The organism is Commensalibacter sp. A3DC (assembly GCF_047307945.1).
Lineage (GTDB): Bacteria > Pseudomonadota > Alphaproteobacteria > Acetobacterales > Acetobacteraceae > Commensalibacter > Commensalibacter melissae.
Genome location: NZ_JAXOQA010000114.1, coordinates 1 through 2,154, shown reverse-complemented (window position 1 = coordinate 2,154; position 2,154 = coordinate 1). Strand labels below are relative to the sequence as shown.

Genomic DNA, 2,154 nt, shown 5'->3' with positions numbered 1-2,154 from the left:
CCGCTATTTGGAAAAACATATATCACAAATTTAATGATAGTTACATCTCAAAAAATATTTAATTTAATACTTGCAATCGCAAAAACCTGAGTTTCCTACATCTGATAAGGTTTTGATTATTATTCTATGATATCATTAAAACCCATGGAATGGAAATAAACAACCAGGTGACAAGGAAAAGAAGACCGAAGATAAAACCTAGTCTCCACCAAACCGAATTAGGGATAAACCCACTTCCATAATAGACAGCACTTGGTTCAGCGGCATAGGGAGTGACAATTCCCATAAATCCTAAAAGGGGAAGGATCAACAAAACATAATGATGAATATTAATTCCAGGAATGTGACTGGCGGCCCCGAGGAAGATGGGTAATAATGCAGCCGCATGGGCGGTATTACTTGCAAAGAAATAGTGTAGGCTATAGTAAATGCATAAAAGTAGAATCATTGCTGCGAGAGGTGAAAAATGAATGATATAAACGCTAATTAATTGACCAAACCAATTAATAAAGCCTGATTTGTTTAATCCGGAAGCAAAGGCGATCAAGGTTGCCAACCAGGTGAAAATATTCCATGCAGCTTTATTTTCCACGATATCATTCCATGTTAATAATTGGCTAATTAACATTGCTGAAACCACAACAATGCCTACCAGTGGAGGTGTAATAAATTTCCCACCTAAAATCCATAAAAGCAGTGCGCAAGTTACAAAAAAAATCAGTAACATTTCTTTTGCGGTTAAGGATCCTAACAGTTGTAATTCTTTATTGGCCCAGGTTGGAATGGCAGTGCCGGATTTAATTTCCGGCTTACAAAGATGATAACTCAATAAGGGAGAAATGGTAATCAAGACAAAGCAGGCTGGTAAGGTTACCATGAACCATTCCATCCATGTAATATTAATGCCGATGATTTTATTGACCATGCTGATTGACAAAAGATTAGGTGCCAGTGCGGTCATAAAAAATGAACTGGTAATGGAAGTTGAAACAATTCCTGTCCACATTAAATATGTACCAATTTTTTTTCGTGATGAATCAAAAGGGCGGGAATTATATAAAGGAGGTAGGTGACTAAGAACAGGATAAATAATGCCAGCACTACGTGCGGTACTTGATATGGTAAAGGGGGCAAGGATTGTATCTGTAAAAGTAATTGCATATCCTAGAGCCAAAGTATTTTTACCAAGTGATCGAACGAGTAATAAGGCGATGCGTTTTCCTAGTCCTGTTTTGTCGTAGGCGAGTGCAAAGGTAAATGCTCCGAAAATCAGCCATACGGTTGGGTTGGAAAATCCTGAAACAGCCCATTCAAATGCATTGACGGTTGGTTTAAATCCAGGCTGGACCAATTCTTCGGAACTAAATAGAACATATGGTCCAAATAGGGCAGCAACGGAAATACCGATTAATCCAATGGCGCCACCAGGTAGGGGTTCTAAAATAAGCCCGACAATACATCCCAAAAAAATGGCAAAAAATCTCCATGCATGAGGTTCAAGCCCATGAGGGACTGGAATGATCAGGATGATTAATGTTGCAAGAATAGGACATAAACAGCGAAGGGCCTTACTCATACCGTGATCCTTATTTATTTTTAAATGTATAATATGCTGGAAATAAAATAAATTTCGTAATGAATTTTTGGTTATTAAAAAGAAATTTTAGTAAACTTTTAGTTATAAATTTTATAAAATTATTTCTTATTTTTAGATAGTTACGATATTTTTAAACATCAAAAAAATGTTCTTGATTAAAGGGGGAGGTATACCTTTTACTTCGTTTAAGTAAATGACTTACAAAAATATCAAGTCTAATTTAGATAAAACCAGATGCTATTGGAAACATTTTTTATTTTACTGTTGATGAGGTTGATATAGCGAATGATTAATTTTGGTTAAGTTATTGAAATTGTGCTGGTTGCCACCATATAAGGTTTGCATCGAGAAGGTGGGATGTTTCTTGTCTTTAAGTTGTGAATCGCTATTGATACCTTTCTTAATTTTTTCTTTCTTATTAAATTTTAATATTTTTTATTTAACTTAGCTTTGTGACACTTCTTTTCAGGGGTGAATCCGATATTTGGTAAGGTATCCTGTTCTGCTGATTATGGACGGGATACCTTATTTATTGTGATTGGGATTCTGTTTTTTTG

General features: G+C 35.5%; 1 protein-coding gene. It reads right to left on the bottom strand.

The features are described from left to right. Positions 1–124: 124 nt before the first annotated feature. Complete coding sequence (locus U0839_RS08700) at positions 125–1,576, bottom strand: DASS family sodium-coupled anion symporter (protein ID WP_155564859.1); 1,452 nt, start codon at positions 1,574–1,576, stop codon at positions 125–127. Positions 1,577–2,154 lie beyond the last annotated feature (578 nt).